Source organism: Citrobacter sp. Ce104 (genome assembly GCF_030334595.1).
Lineage (GTDB): Bacteria > Pseudomonadota > Gammaproteobacteria > Enterobacterales > Enterobacteriaceae > Citrobacter > Citrobacter europaeus.
The window spans coordinates 380,925-397,877 of sequence record NZ_JAOWDP010000069.1; the positions used below are offsets into that span (position 1 = coordinate 380,925).

At 52.9% G+C, this 16,953-nt stretch carries 16 protein-coding genes; 11 read left to right on the forward strand and 5 right to left on the reverse strand.

Going from position 1 to position 16,953, the window contains the following annotated elements:
• Window position 1: 1 nt before the first annotated feature.
• The 4 genes from OGW16_RS24595 (at window position 2) to OGW16_RS24610 (ending at window position 4,859) form a co-directional block, all read left to right on the forward strand.
• On the forward strand, window positions 2-1,741 hold the full coding sequence (locus OGW16_RS24595) for a type I secretion system permease/ATPase (RefSeq protein ID WP_043016327.1): 1,740 nt from the start codon (window positions 2-4) through the stop codon (window positions 1,739-1,741).
• A complete protein-coding gene (locus OGW16_RS24600; protein ID WP_213732866.1) occupies window positions 1,741-3,069 on the forward strand; it encodes an HlyD family type I secretion periplasmic adaptor subunit in 1,329 nt (442 codons plus the stop codon). Before OGW16_RS24595 ends, OGW16_RS24600 begins: the two co-directional genes overlap by 1 nt.
• Window positions 3,070-3,191: 122 nt before the next feature.
• Complete coding sequence (locus OGW16_RS24605; RefSeq protein ID WP_043016326.1) at window positions 3,192-3,479, forward strand: VF530 family protein; 288 nt, start codon at window positions 3,192-3,194, stop codon at window positions 3,477-3,479.
• A 12-nt stretch (window positions 3,480-3,491) separates the two neighbouring features.
• Entirely contained in the window at window positions 3,492-4,859 is a 1,368-nt protein-coding gene (locus OGW16_RS24610) for a glycoside hydrolase family 10-like protein (protein ID WP_286519178.1), read from the forward strand.
• Here the strand turns inward: OGW16_RS24610 and OGW16_RS24615 are convergent.
• The 5 genes from OGW16_RS24615 to hdeB form a co-directional block, all read right to left on the reverse strand.
• Window positions 4,856-5,374 carry a DUF6622 family protein gene (locus tag OGW16_RS24615; protein WP_087053327.1) on the reverse strand — a complete coding sequence of 173 codons (519 nt, stop codon included), beginning with the start codon at window positions 5,372-5,374 and terminating at the stop codon, window positions 4,856-4,858. The two genes, OGW16_RS24610 and OGW16_RS24615, sit on opposite strands and share 4 nt — an antisense overlap.
• Window positions 5,375-5,428: 54 nt before the next feature.
• Window positions 5,429-6,700 carry a type II toxin-antitoxin system HipA family toxin gene (locus tag OGW16_RS24620; RefSeq protein ID WP_043016323.1) on the reverse strand — a complete coding sequence of 424 codons (1,272 nt, stop codon included), beginning with the start codon at window positions 6,698-6,700 and terminating at the stop codon, window positions 5,429-5,431.
• Window positions 6,693-7,007 carry a helix-turn-helix domain-containing protein gene (locus tag OGW16_RS24625; protein WP_032943458.1) on the reverse strand — a complete coding sequence of 105 codons (315 nt, stop codon included), beginning with the start codon at window positions 7,005-7,007 and terminating at the stop codon, window positions 6,693-6,695. The genes OGW16_RS24620 and OGW16_RS24625 overlap by 8 nt, the downstream gene beginning before the upstream one ends.
• Window positions 7,008-7,183: 176 nt before the next feature.
• Window positions 7,184-9,130 (reverse strand): methyl-accepting chemotaxis protein, encoded by a 1,947-nt coding sequence (locus tag OGW16_RS24630; RefSeq protein ID WP_075146171.1) that lies wholly within the window; start codon window positions 9,128-9,130, stop codon window positions 7,184-7,186.
• Between the two features lie 155 nt (window positions 9,131-9,285).
• Window positions 9,286-9,615, reverse strand: coding sequence for an acid-activated periplasmic chaperone HdeB (hdeB, locus tag OGW16_RS24635; RefSeq protein ID WP_043016321.1), 330 nt, complete (start codon window positions 9,613-9,615; stop codon window positions 9,286-9,288).
• Between the two features lie 398 nt (window positions 9,616-10,013).
• Here hdeB and OGW16_RS24640 point away from each other — a divergent pair, with 398 nt between their 5' ends.
• The 7 genes from OGW16_RS24640 to OGW16_RS24670 are packed head-to-tail and all read left to right on the forward strand — an operon-like array spanning window position 10,014 to window position 16,931.
• On the forward strand, window positions 10,014-10,880 hold the full coding sequence (locus tag OGW16_RS24640) for a MurR/RpiR family transcriptional regulator (protein ID WP_075146172.1): 867 nt from the start codon (window positions 10,014-10,016) through the stop codon (window positions 10,878-10,880).
• 14 nt (window positions 10,881-10,894) lie between these two features.
• Complete coding sequence (gene ddpX / locus OGW16_RS24645; protein ID WP_087050545.1) at window positions 10,895-11,482, forward strand: D-alanyl-D-alanine dipeptidase; 588 nt, start codon at window positions 10,895-10,897, stop codon at window positions 11,480-11,482.
• Between the two features lie 15 nt (window positions 11,483-11,497).
• Complete coding sequence (locus tag OGW16_RS24650; RefSeq protein ID WP_043016318.1) at window positions 11,498-13,060, forward strand: ABC transporter substrate-binding protein; 1,563 nt, start codon at window positions 11,498-11,500, stop codon at window positions 13,058-13,060.
• A 44-nt stretch (window positions 13,061-13,104) separates the two neighbouring features.
• Entirely contained in the window at window positions 13,105-14,127 is a 1,023-nt protein-coding gene (locus OGW16_RS24655) for an ABC transporter permease (RefSeq protein ID WP_043016317.1), read from the forward strand.
• On the forward strand, window positions 14,124-15,020 hold the full coding sequence (gene ddpC, locus OGW16_RS24660) for a D,D-dipeptide ABC transporter permease (protein WP_043016316.1): 897 nt from the start codon (window positions 14,124-14,126) through the stop codon (window positions 15,018-15,020). The genes OGW16_RS24655 and ddpC overlap by 4 nt, the downstream gene beginning before the upstream one ends.
• Window positions 15,017-16,003: an ABC transporter ATP-binding protein gene (locus OGW16_RS24665; protein WP_043016315.1), complete on the forward strand. Its 987-nt coding sequence runs from the start codon at window positions 15,017-15,019 to the stop codon at window positions 16,001-16,003. Before ddpC ends, OGW16_RS24665 begins: the two co-directional genes overlap by 4 nt.
• Entirely contained in the window at window positions 15,996-16,931 is a 936-nt protein-coding gene (locus OGW16_RS24670; RefSeq protein ID WP_172863032.1) for an oligopeptide/dipeptide ABC transporter ATP-binding protein, read from the forward strand. The genes OGW16_RS24665 and OGW16_RS24670 overlap by 8 nt, the downstream gene beginning before the upstream one ends.
• Window positions 16,932-16,953: the final 22 nt, after the last annotated feature.

The following is a 16,953-nucleotide window of genomic DNA, read 5'->3' on the forward strand; positions in this document are numbered from 1 at the left end:
TATGTCGCGCCAGCATACGCCAACAGAACTGAATGATGCATTAAAAGGAACGAAACCCACTTTTCTGATGCTGCTGTTTTTTAGTTGTGTGATTAATATGCTTATGCTGGCGCCGGCAATTTATATGCTACAAGTATACGACCGCGTGCTGGTGAGTAAAAATACCACCACGCTGTTAATGCTAACCTTATTGATTGTCGGCTTGTACATCGTTATAGCCATGATTGAATCCGCCCGCGCGCAGGTCATGGTCAGGCTTGGCAACCGGCTGGATATAAAGCTAAGCCAGTTAGTCTTTAATGCGGCATTTAAAAGAAAGATGGTTACCGGTGATAATAACCCGGCGCAATCTTTAGCCGAACTGGATCAGCTCCGTCAGTTTCTTTCCGGGAATAGTCTGTTCGCTCTGTTGGATATTCCCTGGACGCCGATATATCTGTTCATCGCCTTTCTGGTCCATCCTCTGCTGGGCTATCTCTCCCTCGGTGGAATAACGTTATTATTCATTCTGACGCTGGTCTCGGAAATCGCTACCAAGCGCCCTATTCAACAAGCACACGCCTTAACGATTAACAATGCCAGTAAACTCAATAAACAGCTACAAAACTCCGATGCCATTGAGGCGATGGGAATGCTCTCAACCCTGAAGTCCAACTGGCAGGAACAGCATAACAAAGTGCTGGCGTTACAAACGCTGATTGCCGACAAAACGGCCGGGTTAAGCAGTCTCAGCCGCTTTGTGCGGGTGTTGCTGCAGTCGATTGCGCTGGGTGCCGGGGCTTTACTGGTGATCGGCGGCCATATTACCCCGGGCCTGATGATTGCCGCGTCGATTATTCTTGGCCGCGTCCTCAACCCGGTAGAACAGGTGATCGGCAGTTGGAAGCAGTTTGTGCAGTTTCGTAGCGCCTGGCACCAGCTCTCTGACCTGCTGAAAGAGTATCCGGCACCGAAAGAGGTGCTGACCCTGCCTCGTCCGAACGGCAACATCAGCGTTGAAGGCGTTTTTGCTGCTGCTCCCGGTCAGTCTTCCCCACTATTGCGTAATATCTCATTCCAGTTGGAGCAAGGCGAAGTGCTGGGGATTATCGGTCCCTCTGCCTCAGGGAAGACATCGCTGGCCAAGGTTTTGGTTGGCGTCTGGAAGCCGTTATCAGGAAAGGTCAGATTAGACGGGGCGGATATTTGTCAGTGGGATAAAGCACTGCTGGGTCCGTCCATTGGCTATCTGCCGCAGGATGTTGAACTGTTTGACGGCACCATCGCGCAAAACATTGCCCGTTTCACCACAAATGACAGTGAGCTTATCGTCGCTGCCGCCCTGCTGGCCGGCGTACATGAGATGATTCTGCGTTTGCCGCAAGGATACGACACACCGCTTGGCGCAGGTGGGTACCAGCTCTCCGGCGGGCAGCGACAGCGTATCGGGCTGGCTCGCGCCGTTTACAACAACCCTGCGTTTATCGTGCTTGATGAACCGAATGCCAATCTTGACGACGCGGGGGAATTCGCACTCGTTAAAGCCATCAATACCCTGCGTACGCAGGGGCAAACCACCGTCATTATCTCGCACCGACCCACGCTGCTCGGCGTGGTCAATAAAGTTTTGCTGCTTAACGATGGCGCTATACAGGAGTTTGGCACCCGCGATCAGGTTTTTGCCCATTTGCGTCAGGCCAACGTACTGAAACCGGTGGCTACGCCTTCTCCATCCACTACTGAACAGCAACGTGAGGCCTGATGATGAAAAAGAATCCCCACAACGCGGCCTCCGCTGGCGTAGATACCAATATCTGGTCGCCGATTATTCGGGGCGTGATCGTCATTATGCTGGGTGTCGGCAGCTTTATCCTCTGGGCGGTACAAGCGCCGTTAGATGCGGGCGTGGTCGCCGATGGCACGGTAACCGTATCGAGTAACCGTAAAACCATTCAGCATCTGAGTGGCGGTCGGGTAACGGATATCTTTATCAAAGAAGGCGACCTGGTGAAGAAAAACCAGGTTCTCGTCCGGCTGGATAAAATGCAGCTCGAAATGCGTTTCAGCGCCTTAAACGCCCAGTATATTTCTGCTAAAAGTATTGAAGACCGCCTGCTGGCAGAACGCGATGGTCTGGAAACAATCGGCTTTAATACGACGTTGACGCAGCAGTTCTCCGGCAATAAACGGCTGGCGGAAGTGAGAAATCTGCAGGCTAAACTTTTCGATACGCGCCGCAAGACCATTCAGGACGAACTGTCGATGATTCAGGAGACGCTCGATGGCCTGGTGGGACAAACGGATAATCTTTATAAAATAAAAGGCTATCGCGACCGCCAGTTCAATCTGATTAACCGGGAACTGGGTGCTATTCGCGCACTGAGTGAAAAAAACTATTACCCCAAAGCGCAGTTACTGGTGCTTGAGCGCGAAGCAGCAGAAATATCCAGCAGCATTTCAGAAGATATACTTAATATTGCCAAACTGAAATCCCAGCAGAATGAATTAAAAATTAAAGCCTACCAGGTGCGTCATCAATATTTACGTGAAGTTGAGTCTGAACTGACCGAAAACCAAAAAGAGGTGGCAATGCTGGAGGATGAACTGGTATCCACGCGTCATGAACTGGATAACACCGAGATCCGCTCGCCGATTAACGGCATCGTGCTGGATGTTAAAGTCAGTACCGTTGGCGGCGTCATCCAGCCTGGAGAACATTTAATGGATATCGTTGCCGCCGGGCAACCGATGCAAATCGATGCCAAAATACCGGTGCACGCCATTGATAAACTGGTCCCCGGTTTAACCGTTGATGTGCTATTCCCTGCCCTTAACCACGCGCTGTTACCGTCGGTCCCGGCCCGGGTTCTCACCATCTCGGCGGATCGTTTAATTGATGAGGCCACACAGCAGCCTTACTACCTTGCTGAAGTACAGGTTTCAGCAGAGGGCGCGCGTTTGCTGGGCGATTACAAAATTAAAGCGGGAATGCCCGCCAGCGTGACGATCAAGACCGGTGAACGAACCCTGATGAGTTACCTGTTTAAACCGTTGATTGCCCGTCTGGAACTGGCCTTTAAAGAGTATTGATCCATCCATTGCCGGTTGGGTGCTCGTCTTGTCGCGCCATGCCGGTTTATGCCATTGCTGGCAGCTTTGCTTTCTTGTAACCTTCTTCCCGTAAAATCTGGAACCACTGAACTGGACTTCGTATGAATGCTCATATTTCTAAAGACCCATTACATGGCGTAACGCTTGAAATGCAGGTCAATGCCCTGGTTGATCGTTATGGTTGGGCTGAACTGGCGCAACGCATTAATATCAACTGCTTTAAAAATGAACCGAGCGTTAAATCCAGTCTGAAGTTTTTGCGCCGTACGCCGTGGGCGCGGGCAGAAGTCGAAGCGCTGTACCTTGATTCGCTGCATGACCAGGTCTCAAACAACACCCCCGAACCGGCCTTCGACCCATGGGCTAACAGCCGCAACAAGAAGAATTAAGAGCAAAATCTGATGTCAGCATCCGGTTTTATTTCAGGAAATTATCAGAAAAAACTGGCGAATGTTCTCGCCCGTTCCCGCGCCAGGCTGCCGCTAACCAACATGAAATGGTTAGCGCTGCTGGTAGGCAGTATGTTGCTACTGGGCAGTTGTTCATCGCAACCGCCCGGCTCCAGAGTTACGCCACAGCCTCCGGTGAGTAAACCACAGCAAAGCAAGGAGCCGGTGCGTGGTATCTGGCTGGCAACGGTTTCGCGTCTTGACTGGCCGCCGATTTCATCTGTCAACATCAGTTCGCCCGCCGTTCGCATCAGCCAGCAGCAAAAAGCGCTGACGGACAAGCTGGACAACCTGAAGCGGCTTGGTATTAACACCGTTTTTTTCCAGGTGAAACCTGATGCCACCGCGTTGTGGCAGTCTAAAATCTTGCCATGGTCAGATACCCTGACCGGTAGGATTGGTCAGGATCCGGGTTACGATCCGCTCCAGTTTATGCTCGATGAAGCACATAAACGCGGCATGAAAGTCCATGCCTGGTTTAACCCCTACCGCGTGTCCGTGAACACCAGGCCTTCGACGGTCACCGAACTAAACAATACCCTGACGCAGACGCCCTCCAGCGTTTATGTCCTGCACCGGGACTGGATCCGCACCTCGGGTGAGCGTTTTGTGTTAGATCCCGGTATTCCCGAAGTGCGTGACTGGATAACCAGCATCGTGGCTGAAGTCGTTGAGAATTACCCGGTTGACGGCGTGCAGTTTGATGATTACTTCTATACCGAGTCTCCCGGATCTGCGCTCAACGACACTCAGACCTTCAGAAGATACGGCCAGGGATTCGCTTCCAAAGCGGACTGGCGGCGGGATAACACGCAACGTCTGATCGCTCAGGTTTCGCGAACCATCAAGAAACTCAAACCTGAAGTCGAGTTTGGCGTCAGTCCTGCTGGCGTGTGGCGCAACCGTTCGCACGATCCGGCAGGTTCCGACACGCGCGGCGCGGCAGCGTATGATGAATCGTATGCTGACACCCGTCGTTGGGTGCAACTAGGTCTGCTGGACTACATCGCTCCGCAGCTGTACTGGCCTTTTGCCCGCGACGCGGCGCGCTACGATGTACTGGCAAAATGGTGGGCTGATGTCGTCAAATCAACCAACACCCGCCTGTATATTGGGGTGGCGCTGTATAAAGTCGGCGAACCGTCGCGAAAAGAGCCGGACTGGACGGTCAAAGGCGGCGTACCGGAGCTGAAAAAACAGCTCGATCTGAACGAGTCTGAACCGCACATTAATGGCACAATTCTGTTTCGCGAAGATTACCTTAATCAGCCGCAAACGCAGGAAGCCGTGACCTACATTCGCAATCGTTGGGGGCGCTAATGGTTGTCCTGACCGCGAAGCCTGAGCCAGACGCTCACGTAGCGGCTAAATTTCCCCACAAAAACACCGGCGAAGATGCCGCCAGTAATGATAGCCATGGCACTCATTGCGGGCTGGCGTAAAACGTCGGGGGAAACGGCGTTAAGTACGCCAAGTACGTACTTAACGCTGAATGCCAGCAGCATAAACGGCAATGCGGAATAGTCCGCCGGACGGTGAATACTCCGCGGTGCGCTACCTCGACTCAAACGGCTGGGGTTAATCAACATGTAGCCAATTATCGCGCCACTGATAATACCTATTACCCACTGGATATAGGTAATGAGGGTCGGATCGCGATAAGTGATTAAATCGTAGATATCCCAGAACAGAAAAATAGCGGGGATTAGCGCCAGTTTTTCCAGCGTGACGGTGGCGGGCGTTCTGGCTTTAATCCCCCGGTAAAGCAGAAAGACAAACAACAGATACACCCAAACTGGTGTGTGTTCCAGCATACCCAAGACAAATTCAGCCATAACATTGCCCCGCTCAGCTTTAATTCTCCGGTAAGTGTAGCGGCTATATCTGCGTCACCGGGACATTAACCGGCGGACATTATCATTAATTTGTTTCTGTATCGTATTCAGCGTGGATTGCGTTATCTGATCGGGATATTTATCCCTGGCGACAGCGCTCAATCCTGTGGCAGAGTGACAGACCTTTTCGATTATGCCGTTCACATGATCAGCAGATAACTCAGCTTCCTGAACGCCTAGCGACAGAAGGTGCTTTCTTTCGATATCCAGCGCCTCTCCCAGTACGTCCATTTGGTGATATCCACCAGGCCCTTCACACCAGGTGACGTCGTAGGCCGGAGCCAGAGTCCAGTTTCCATCAGCTGACATTAAATAGGCAAAATTCTTCGGATGATCGTCGCGGTTGTTAAATGCTACGTTGAAAACCACGCGTTCGAACGCTTTTGCCTTTTCTCTGACATCATTGGTACAAATCTGCGTAGCGCGCAGAAAATCCCGGTAGTCTAAAGCGCCGGGTATCTGATAATTTGCCCCGGTAAGTGCCGCCAGGCTCTGCATAGGAATACGTATCGACTGGTCACGGTCGAAACGGCGAGTGGCAAATGCAGACTGTCCGCCGGGCAGATTAAAATACGCCGTGTCTGGCGTGGTGATCCCACATTGGCGCAAGCATTCAGCATAAACCGCTTCGATGGCACATACCTCAGCATGCTCATGCCTGGCGGGAAATTTAATCAGCCAGCTTTCGCTCCCGGGTAGCGGCGCCGTGGTGAATTTAGACGTGACAGTGTCACGATAAAGTAGCGCCTTAGGCCTTGCTCCCTGTGGCGAACCGCCCATCTGGAGTAGTTTTTGCAAGAATTCCCCGCCTTCCCCGCTCAGGACTTCCTGAACCTCCGCGGCCAGTTGTGCGAGAGGAACATCCTCTTTTGACAGCGTCTCGACATCTGACTGAACGGGCTGGAATGTCATGGCGCCCATCGCGTTGTTGCCGACCCAGGTTAAGCGCTCCAATGGACCAATGCGTGCTGCGTTGAGCCCGCGGCGTTTAAATAGTCGGTCCATCAACAGCATACCCCAGCCATCAGGTAGCGAATCATAGACCGGCCCAGGTAATCCCAACTGATGAGCCGGGAAATCCCTGCGTAAACGGGGACCGTTCAGCGGTAACATCAGTCGGGACAGTTCCAGCCCCTTACGTAAGGCCTCTTCACTGTATTCAAAGGCGATCAACGGACGTCCGGTCAGGGCTGTGGAAGACATCAGTTTGCCCCACAGCCATTTCTCACCCCAGCCTTCATAGAAGACATCAACTTGCTCAGGCATCAGAGTTTTTCCTTTTGATCCGCTGACGTGCCGCGCTCTTTTCGTAACGCAAAATATCATCGAGACTATCAATCCTGGGTTTGAATAACCCCTCCAGCGCATCGCCATAGCCTAACACCATCGCGACTTTGACCAGATTCTCAAATCCTACATTTTTCCCCGCTTCCAGATTCGAAACGGTATTCACACCGACCCCTGAACGCGCGGCAACATCAGCCTGCGTCATTTGCCGGGCGAGTCGTTCTTTACGCAACCTGTCGCAAAGTAGTTTGACTATATCGGCTGCAGTATTTAGCGTTAAATCCATAATATTGGCTCTTATTGGGATAAAAACGACTTTACACCCAATATTATAGAGTTAAGCGGGGAATGATTCAAAGCCTTATAAGGCACAATAAAAGGGAGTTAAACCGGAAAATCTTGCTTAAGGGCCATTATACTGGAGTTATCCGGGCACATTGCTTGTACCCGGATAGGGTGTGGTTATCCGGCAACGCCAGGCTCAGGTAATCTGAAGGATGAGACCAGCAGTGCCAACTGTTCCGCCTCCTCTTTCAGCGCCTGCGTCCGTGCTGCGGCATCATCAATTAATGAGGCGTTTTGCTGAACGGTGCTGTCCATTTCGGTAACGGCCAGCGTAACTTCGGAAACGCCCTTACGTTGTTCTTCACCCGCAACGCGTATTTCCCCCATCAACTGGCGCACCTGACGCACATTGCTCACCAGTTCTCCCAGACGTTCGCCGGCAGTGTGGATTTGCTGACTTCCGCTACCTACATGAGAAACGGATTCATCAATCAACGCTTTAATTTCCTGGGCAGCAGTGGCACTGCGCTGAGCCAGCGTGCGCACTTCTGAGGCCACGACGGCAAACCCTCTGCCAGCATCACCCGCTCTGGCGGCTTCAACCGCGGCATTCAGGGCGAGAATATTGGTCTGGAACGCAATGCTGTCGATGACCGCGACAATTTCCACCATTCTGCCTGATGAGGCGCTGACGTTATCCATCGTAGAGATCACGCCCTGCATCACATCGCCGCAACGGTTTGCCGTTTGCGCGGTACTGTCGGATAGCTCATCCGCCAGTTGTGTGTTACTGGCATTTTGATGAACGGTCGCATTTAACTGCTCCATAGCCGCCGAACTCTCTTCCAGAGCAGCAGCCTGCTGCGTTACGCGAGATGAAAGCTCCATATTACTGTCAGCCAGGCTAACGGCGTTATTCGCCACCACTGTGCTACTGCTTCTGACGGTGATCAGAATGGCTGAGATTTTATCGACGAACAGGTTAAACGCCTCGGCAATAGCAGAGATCTCATCTTTGCCGCGAACATCCAGACGACGGGTAAGATCGCCTTCGCCCTGCGCGATGTCATCAAGAGCCTGACGAGTATCATCGAGACGTGAAATCAGTCGGCGAACCACCAGCCAGGATCCCACCAGCAACAACGTCATTATCGGGATTAATACTTCCAGGACGTCCTGCATCATTACTTTGGCAAGGCCGACGATACGCGACTCAGGTGTCACCAGACCGACAACCCAACCGGTATCCGCCATCGGGAACAGCATTACCCGTGACGCCGTATTCAGAACGTTGTCGTTTGCAAGCGTAATCGTCTTCACCCCATCGGCCGGGCGCAGAGATTTCAGCCCCTTTTCCACCGGGATAAGCCATTGCGCGCTTTGCGCCAGATCGTTAATGGTTTTATATTTTGCCAGGTCGGCCTGCGGGAAATAGAGAATTTGTCCCTGCTTGTCTACCACAAACGCGTAGCCGCCGGTGCTGTTGCCCTGCTGCTGCATGAAAGTAGCGACATTATCCAGGCGAATGTCGGTGGTGGCGACCCCGGCAAACTTGCCCGCCAGTTGATAAGGCACGCTGCATGTCACCATGTTGACGCCAGAACTGGCATCCTGGTAAACATCAGACCATAGGCAGTTGTTTTGTGATTGCCCTTTGGCGTGCTGATACCAGCTTTCATTGTGGTATCCGCTTGATCCTTCGACATTGTAGTCGTTGGAATACACCAGTTTTCCTTCAGCATTACGCGCCCAGAAAAAGCTTCTTTTCTCTACACCAGCGGTGAATGCATCAGGTTCTGGCCAGATGCCGCCGCCGGTGATAATCGAGTCTTTACCTTCACCAATCAGATGTGGAACGACGTTTTGGTACAGAGATTCATCATTTGGCAGCACCTCAGCCAGCCGTGACAGGCTGACGGTCTCGCCTTCAATTCTGGACAATACGGTACTCAATTGACGGGTTAAACCTTGCCCTGTTTCTTCGATCAGGGCGGTGTTGATTTCAACGACGCGCGGCTGACCACGCCAGAGCATAATCACTACAATAACAAGGCTCGTGACTGCAAGCAGCAGAATGCCACCGATGGTTAAACGCGTTGAAATACGAGTAGGATACCAGGCCATACAAACTCCTTCTGCAAAAGGCTAACTTTTATCCAGTATCGGCACAGGAGTTTATATCTTTATAAAGTTTTCTTAAGTATTACAAAACAAATAAGTGACGTTGTCACGAATAGCAAAACCCAGCACTCTGGCTGGGTTTTAATATCAGCTTAATCTTATTTGGATAATTCTTTTTTGATTTCGTCTTTTATTTTGCTTAATTCACTCTGAGGATGTTTTTTACAAAGTTCAACGGTCAGGGGAACAGCAGTCGTCACGGTTTCGTTATAGTCTACGTAATCGCCACCTTTGAAGTCTTCGTCTTCATTGAGCACCCAGAAAGCCACCGGAGCCATAGTTTGCGGGTTCAAATCAATAAACTCCTGGCAGCTCATGCCTTTCGGAGTCACTTCAGTTTTAGCGTTATCAGTTGCTGCATTGACGCTGACACTGGTTAACAGCGCTGCGACCAGAATACCAGCTGTAGAAAGAGAAAATTTATTCATTGTAGAACTCCATTTATAATATAAATAATATCTACACTTGCGCTTCAAACCGTTAATGTAGTTCGCAAAAATAATACCCCTACCATCATGAGAATAAAGATTGCCGCCATGGATATAGCTGAAATTTATATTTCACATTACTGATTCTGATGTTTGGGCGTAAAACGTGGCCACAATGTGATCGTTCCGACGAAATCAACAGAATCCTGCCCCGCTCCCCCTGCCGTTGCACCAAAACTGAACTAGGCTGCACAAATGTTGATCATTAGTTAACGAATATGAGTTTGTTTTAACAAAAACAGCCAGTGTGCCGCTGTTACCGACCTGGCACGCGTCCTGCATTGTTAATTTGCTAACAGTGAACCGTAATCTGACAGACAACTAACAGCGAGAAGGTAATGACAGCGAAACCTGAGTTATTTACCCGCATAGAGCAGACCTTTAGCCAGCTGACGCCCAGCGAAAAGCGCGTGGCCGGGTGGCTGTTAGCCCATGCTGTACAGATCCCTTTTGAAACCGCGGATGGTATCGCTAAAGCAACCGGAACCAGCGGTATTACCGTTGGACGCTATCTGCGTAAACTGGGGTTTCGCAATCTGGAAGATGCAAAAGCCAGTCTGCGAGAGCTACCCGTTGTCCCGTATCAGCCCTGGGGAATGAACGAGCGGCTGGACTCCTGGCACCAACAGCAAAGCCTGCCGGATCGCGCGCAGCAGTCGCTGTTACTGGAAATCGACGCCATTACCCACGTCTATCAACTTGCACAAGGCGAAACGTTTTTACGCATTGCGCAGCAGCTGGCGCATGCGGAAGCCGTGTATATTCTCGGGATCCAGTCCACCCGTGGGATCGCCAACGCCTTTTTTAGTCACCTGGAATACCTGCGACCTAAAGTTAGCTACTCCGAAGGGCTTTCCGGCAGTTGGGTGGAGTCGCTGAATTCGGGATTCAACCAGCCTTACGTGGTGATCACCGATATGCGCGCTTATTCCGCTATCTCGCGACAATATTGCCGCGTCGCCACGGAACGTTGCATTCCGCTGGCGCTAATCACCGATGTGTGGTGTCCATGGGCCAGAGACTATTCTATTGATTTACTTCAGGTAAAAACCGACACCGGACATTTCTGGGACTCACTGGCGCCGGTGAGTTGTTTGTTCAATTTATTACTCTCTGCGGTGGTGGCCCAACTGGGTGACTCCCTCGCAGGACGCCTGCAAACCAATCGCCAGTTACAACAACAATTTGGTCAATTCGAACAATGAACAGGAAACGTGCTATGTCAGAAACCCCAGAACTGGTCGATCTGTCGGTGATATTTCCGTCGCTGCATATCGATCTTAAATACGCCACTGCCGACAACATTACCGGTGCACCTATCTATCGGGAAGCGCGCTGCCTGTTGCACGCCGAGGCGGTAACCGCGCTGGCTAAAAGCATTAGTATTGCGCAACTGGCGGGATTGTCGCTGGTGGTGTACGACGCGTATCGCCCTCAGCAGGCGCAGGCGGTACTGTGGAATGCCTGTCCTGATCCCCAGTACGTTGTTGATGTGGCGATAGGATCCAATCACAGTCGCGGAACGGCCATTGACGTTACGTTAATGGACGATCGTGGCGTTCTACTCGATATGGGGGCCGGTTTTGATGAAATGCACGACCGTTCCCATGCCTGGCACCCTTCTGTTCCTCCGGCTGCGCAGCGCAATCGGCTGCTGCTCAATGCCATTATGTTCGGGGGCGGTTTTGTCGGTATCAACAGCGAGTGGTGGCATTTTGAATTACCTGATGCCGCTCGTTATCCGCTGCTTGACGACCAGATAGCCTGTTTCCCTGCTTCACCCATAACAACACAACATCCCCTTTAATTCTGGAGCCTGGTTATGAAGACTACACCTGCGTTAAACGCGTTTTTTCGCCCCGCTCTGATAGCCGTTGCGTTGGCGTTTGCCCTGCCCGCCGCGCAGGCCGCCGTGCCTAAAGACATGCTGGTGATTGGTAAAGCCGCCGATCCTCAGACGCTCGATCCCGCCGTGACCATCGATAACAACGACTGGACGGTCACCTATCCCTCTTATCAGCGGTTGGTTCAGTACAAAACCGATGGTGGCAAAGGTTCCACGGAAGTTGAAGGCGATTTAGCCAGTGGCTGGAAAGCCTCGGACGACCAGAAAGAGTGGACGTTTACTCTGAAAAACGATGCCAAATTCGCCGACGGAACGCCGGTGACGGCTGATGCGGTAAAGCAATCCTTCGAACGTTTGCTCAAAATTGGTCAGGGTCCCGCAGAAGCGTTCCCGAAAGACCTGAAGGTTGAGGCGATCGATAACACCACGGTGAAATTTACCCTGAGCCAGCCGTTTGCTCCGTTTCTGTATACGCTGGCAAATGACGGGGCTTCAATTATTAACCCGGCTATCTTAAAAGAGCATGCCGCAGACGATGCCCGCGGATTCCTCGCGCAGAACACGGCGGGTTCCGGGCCATTCATGCTTAAAAGCTGGCAAAAAGGACAACAGCTGGTGCTGGTGCCTAACCCGCATTATGCCGGCACTAAACCGACGTTTAAGCGGGTTTCGGTAAAAATCATCGGTGAAAGCGCCTCCCGCCGCCTGCAATTGTCGCGTGGCGATATCGACATTGCCGATGCGCTTCCTGTTGACCAACTGGCTGCCTTAAAACAAGAAGGCAAAGTGAACGTAGCGGATTACCCCTCATTGCGCGTGACCTATCTGTATCTCAACAACAGTAAGGCCCCGCTCAATCAGGTGGATTTACGCCGCGCCATCTCGTGGGCCACCGATTATAAAGGCATGGTCAACGGGATCCTGAGCGGCAATGGGAAGCAAATGCGTGGCCCGATCCCTGAAGGCATGTGGGGTTTTGACGACAAGGCCATGCAGTACAGCTTCGATGAAGCCAAAGCGAAAGCGGCCCTGGACAAAGTTGCCACCAAACCTGAAAGCCTGAGCTTCCTGTACTCTGATAATGACCCTAACTGGGAACCTATCGCGCTCGCGACCCAGGCAAGCCTTGGCAAACTGGGCATTAAGGTGAAGCTGGAAAAACTGGCGAACGCCACCATGCGTGACCGCGTGGGTAAAGGCGATTACGACATTGCCATTGGCAACTGGAGCCCGGACTTCGCCGACCCGTACATGTTTATGAACTACTGGTTTGAATCAGACAAGAAAGGCTTGCCGGGTAACCGTTCGTTCTATGAAAACGCTGAGGTCGATAAACTCCTGCGTAGCGCGCTGGCCACGACCGATCAGGTTGCCAGAACCAATGACTACCAGCAGGCGCAAACCATCGTGATTGATGAAGCAGCCTACGTCTATCTATTCCAGAAAAACTATCAGCTGGCGATGAACAAAGACGTCAAAGGATTTGTATTCAATCCGATGCTGGAACAGGTCTTCAATATCTCCACCATGAGTAAATAAGCCACGTTGATGCGGAGCCGCTCTGGCTCCGCAAGGGGAAGCTAATGACGTTCTGGAGTATTTTACGCCAGCGATGCTGGGGACTTGTTCTGGTGGTTATCGGTGTTTGCGTAATCACCTTTATTATTTCACACCTGATACCAGGCGACCCCGCGCGGCTGCTGGCGGGCGATCGCGCCAGCGATGAAATTGTCGAAAATATTCGCCAACAGCTGGGGCTGAATCAGCCGCTGTATGTGCAGTTTTTTCGCTATGTCAGCGACATTTTTCATGGCGATTTAGGCATCTCTATTCGCACCGGACGTCCGGTACTGGATGAGCTACGCATTTTCTTCCCCGCTACCCTTGAGCTGGCTTTCTGCTCCTTGTTGCTGGCGCTGATTATTGGGATTCCGTTAGGTATTTTATCTGCAGTATGGCGCAACCGCTGGCTTGATCATCTCGTTCGCCTGATGGCGATCACCGGCATCTCCACGCCTGCATTCTGGCTGGGGCTGGGGGTTATCGTGCTGTTTTATGGGCATCTGCAAATTTTACCCGGCGGCGGACGTTTAGACGACTGGCTGGATCCGCCTGCTCACGTTACCGGGTTCTATCTGATAGATGCACTGCTGGAAGGCAATGGCGAAGTCTTTTTCAATGCGCTTCAGCACCTGATCCTGCCATCACTGACGCTGGCATTTGTGCACCTGGGGATTGTCGCTCGCCAGATTCGCTCCGCCATGCTTGAGCAACTGAGTGAAGATTACATTCGTACCGCTCGCGCCAGCGGGCTGCCGGGCTGGTACATCGTATTGTGTTACGCGTTGCCCAATGCGCTTATCCCCTCGATAACCGTTCTCGGCCTGGCATTAGGCGATCTGCTCTACGGCGCGGTGCTGACTGAAACGGTCTTCGCCTGGCCTGGCATGGGCGCGTGGGTGGTGACGTCGATTCAGGCGCTCGACTTCCCGGCGGTAATGGGATTTGCCGTAGTGGTCTCTTTCGCCTATGTGCTGGTTAACCTGGTGGTGGATTTGCTCTATTTGTGGATAGACCCACGAATTGGACGTGGAGGCGCACAATGATGCTCACACAAGAAACGCCGACCGCCCCTCAGACAACACGCCGCCGCACGGACTGGGCTAAACTGTTCTGGATGATGAAAAGCAGCCCACTGACGATGGTTGGCGGGGTCATCATTGTACTGATACTACTGCTAATGGTGCTGTCGCCGTGGCTAACCCCTTACGATCCCAATGCTATCAATTTGAGTGCACGTCTGCTACCCCCGTCAGCCGCGCACTGGTTTGGTACCGATGAAGTTGGCCGCGATCTGTTCAGTCGCGTTTTGGTGGGAAGTCAGCAGTCGGTCGTTGCGGGGCTGGTGGTGGTGGGTATTGCCGGAGGATTGGGTTCGCTGCTGGGGTGTCTGTCTGGCGTCATGGGCGGACGTGCCGATGCGATTATTATGCGGATAATGGACATTATGCTGTCTATTCCCTCGCTGGTGCTGACGATGGCGCTGGCCGCCGCGCTGGGTCCAAGCCTGTTTAACGCCATGCTGGCGATTGCCATCGTACGTATTCCGTTTTATGTGCGCCTCGCCCGCGGTCAAACGTTAGTGGTGCGCCAGTTTACCTATGTGCAGGCCGCACGAACCTACGGGGCTTCACGCTGGCATTTGATTAGCTGGCACATTTTACGTAACTCTCTGCCGCCGCTCATTGTGCAGGCGTCGCTGGACATCGGCAGCGCGATCCTGATGGCCGCCACGCTCGGGTTTATTGGTCTGGGTGCACAGCAGCCCAGTGCTGAATGGGGGGCGATGGTCGCAATTGGCCGCAACTACGTGCTTGATCAGTGGTGGTATTGCGCTTTTCCTGGCGCCGCCATTCTGATTACCGCCGTGGGTTTTAATCTCTTTGGCGATGGTATTCGCGATCTGCTGGATCCGAAAGCCGGAGGAAAACAGTCATGACACAACCTGTGCTGGAAATTGAAGATTTGCATCTGAGTTTCCCCGGCTATAAAGCTGACGTGCATGCGCTGAACCATGTATCGCTGCATATCAACCGCGGAGAAATCGTTGGCGTGGTGGGTGAATCCGGTTCCGGTAAGTCCGTGACGGCTATGCTCACCATGCGTTTGCTGCCGGAGGGAAGCTATCATATTCACCAGGGGCGCGTTTCGCTGCTGGGTGAAGATGTGCTCAACGCCAGCGAGAAGCAAATGCGCCAATGGCGCGGCGCACGTGTGGCGATGATCTTTCAGGAACCCATGACGGCGCTGAATCCGACCCGACGTATAGGTCAGCAAATGGTGGAAGTTATTCGCCATCATCAGGCGTTAAGCCGCACGGATGCTCGTCAGAAAGCCATCGCTTTACTCGACGAAATGCAAATCCCGGACGCGTCGGAAGTCATGAAACGTTTCCCGTTTGAGCTTTCCGGCGGGATGCGTCAGCGGGTAATGATTGCCCTGGCCTTTTCGTGCGAGCCGGAGCTTATCATTGCCGATGAACCGACCACCGCGCTGGACGTCACGGTACAACTGCAGGTGCTGCGTTTGCTGAAGTTAAAAGCGCGCGCCAGCGGGACAGCCGTATTATTTATCAGTCATGATATGGCGGTGGTTTCACAGTTATGCGATCGGTTATACGTCATGTATGCCGGGAGTGTGATTGAGAGTGGCCCGACGCAAACTGTTATTCAACGCCCAACGCATCCCTATTCCATTGGTCTACTGAAATGCGCGCCGGAACACGGTGAGCCACGCGCATTACTGCCCGCCATTCCCGGTACCGTGCCGAACTTAACCTGTTTACCGGCCGGATGCGCATTTCGCGAGCGCTGCTTTGCCGCTGGCCCACGTTGTGAAGAAACGCCTGCGTTAAGCAGTCAGGGAGGCGCGGATCAACAATCTGCCTGCTGGTATCCGCAACTGGAGACAACACATGTCTGATTTTTTACTGGCGCTGCAGGATGTTCATGTCAACTTCCCTGCGCGTAAAAACTGGCTCGGCAAAGTAACGGAACGGGTGCATGCGCTCAACGGCCTGGATTTACAGATCCGTCAGGGAGAAACGCTGGGGATTGTCGGTGAGTCCGGCTGCGGAAAAAGTACACTGGCGCAACTGCTGATGGGGATGCTGAAACCCAGTCAGGGTAACTATGCTTGCCGGGGGGACACGCAGCACAACGGTATGCAGATGGTCTTTCAGGATCCCCTTTCATCGCTGGATCCGCGCTTACCTGTGTGGCGGATAATTACCGAGCCGGTGTGGATCCAAAAGCGGAGTCCGGAGCGTGAGCGACGCATGCTTGCCGAGGATTTGGCGCGCCAGGTGGGGATTCGCCCGGAATACCTCGATCGCCTGCCGCATGCGTTTTCTGGCGGACAGCGTCAGCGTATTGCCATCGCCCGGGCGCTATCATCAGAGCCCAATGTGATTGTTCTCGATGAACCTACCTCGGCGCTGGATATCTCCGTGCAGGCGCAAATTCTCAACCTGCTGGTGTCATTGCAGGCGCGCAGGAATCTGACTTACGTGCTGATATCGCACAACGTGTCGGTGGTCCGCCATATGAGCGACCGGGTGGCGGTAATGTACCTCGGGCAAATTGTCGAGCTCGGCGATGCGCAGCAGGTACTCGCTCAGCCCGCTCATCCCTACACGCGATTATTACTGGACTCGGTCCCCAAAACGGGCGCACCGCTGGCGGAAGATTTGGTGTTGCGCAAAACCGAACTCCCGGGGAACCGTACGCTGCCTCAGGGCTGCTTTTTCCGTGACAGATGTCCGCTGGCAACCCGCGGTTGTGAGCAGAAACAGCCATTGCTGAAAAGTGACACCGGATGTGAGGTTCGCTGCTGGCGAGCGGTGGCATAACCTTAACGGCTGGCGTAATGCG